Below are 1639 nucleotides of genomic sequence, written 5' to 3'. Positions count from 1 at the left end.
TAGTCGACCCTGAAGAATCCGTGGAACCCGCATGAATGCTGGCTTTGTGGGTGATGCCGGGGTCTCAGAACTCCCAGTTTGATTTCCAATAGGGGCTGTTTTCTGGGAGTTCTGCCGTGCTGTTTGCCTGCCCCGCCACCGACGATTTCTTTCGCTCGCGCATCGATCACATGATCGACCTGCGCCATCCGCTGGCCGTGCTGGCCTCGCGCATGCCTTGGCAGGAGATCGAAGCGCGTGTGGCCCAGGTGTTTTCTCGCAAAGGCCGCGCCGGTGTGGCCATGCCCGACCTGGATCTTTTCGGTGAACAGTCGCAGCGTGTGGCCGTTGCCAGCAACGCCGGACGGCCTCGCGTGCCGCTGCGAATCATGATCGCGTTGCTGTACCTCAAGCACGCCTTCAACGAATCCGACGAGGGCATGGTGGCTCGCTGGGCCGACACCCCGCGCTGGCAGTTCTTCTCGGGCTGCGCATACTACGAAGACCGCCCGCCCTGCGACGCCACCACGCTGGTCAAGTTCCGCCAGTTGCTGGGCGAAGAAGGTGTGGAGGAGTTGCTGGCGCAGACCATCAACGTGGCCGTCGATCTCAAGCTGATCAAGCCGCAGGAGCTGACCCGGGTGATCGTGGACAGCACGGTGCAGCACAAGGCGATTGCCCACCCCACCGACAGCCGTTTGCTGGAGACTGCTCGCACCAAGCTGGTGGAAGCGGCCAAGGAGGTGGGGATCGATCTGAAGCAGACGTTTGCCAAGGAGGGCAAGGACCTCACCCGCAAGGCTGGTCGCTATGCCCATGCCCGCCAGTTCAAGCGCATGCGCCGGGCCATCAAGCGCCAGCGCACCATCGTCGGGCGGCTGCAACGTGAGGTGGACCGCAAGGCCAGCGCCATCGGCGCAGCGGTGCGGCAGGCGCTGGGTGAGGCCCTGAACAAAGCCCGGCGCATCGTGGCCCAGAGCGGCCAGCGCAAGGCCCCCGACGGACAGCCCAAGCTCTACGCCTGGCATGCGAGCGAGGTGGACTGCATCAGCAAAGGCAAGGCCCGAACGCCCTACGAGTTCGGCGTGAAGGTTGGCATTGCCAGCACATTGCAGGGCAACCTGATCGTGGGTGCCCGGGCGTTCCACGGCAACCCGTACGACGGCCACACCCTCCATGAGCAACTGGAGCAGGCCACGATCCTGATGCAGGACAGCGCGGTCAAGCCTGCGACGGCGTTTGTGGATCTGGGCTACCGGGGTGTGGATGCAGAGACCCCGGATGTGCACATCGTGCACCGAGGCAAGACCAAGCGGATCAGCGAGCAAGACAAAAAGCTGCTCAAACGGCGCCAGGCGATCGAACCGATCATTGGCCACCTCAAGACCGATCACCGCATGGACCGCTGCCACCTCAAGGGCGAAACCGGCGACCGGCTGCACGCGGTGCTGTGCGCCGCCGGCTACAACATCCGCTGGCTGCTGCGCATGATCGTCAGGAAGGGGGTGACCTTCTTGCGCCAGCTTTATTTGCGCCTGTGCATGGTGGCGGGCGTGTCGCCGAACTGGCAAGACGAGCTGGGTACTTTGCTCACTCGCACACTCACCGGCTCAGTCCAGCGCACCGTCGGCGCTCGCATTTGAATAAATCAGGGTCGACT

1 protein-coding gene is annotated in these 1639 nt (G+C 63.7%); it reads left to right on the top strand.

Annotation, left to right across the window (positions count from 1 at the left end):
* The first annotated feature begins 119 nt into the window (after positions 1-119).
* Entirely contained in the window at positions 120-1622 is a 1503-nt protein-coding gene (locus tag ACS5NL_RS22660; RefSeq protein ID WP_439356256.1) for an IS5 family transposase, read from the top strand.
* Positions 1623-1639 lie beyond the last annotated feature (17 nt).

Source organism: Hydrogenophaga sedimenti (assembly GCF_051857515.1).
GTDB lineage: Bacteria > Pseudomonadota > Gammaproteobacteria > Burkholderiales > Burkholderiaceae_C > Hydrogenophaga.
This window is presented reverse-complemented; position numbering and strand designations above follow the sequence as displayed.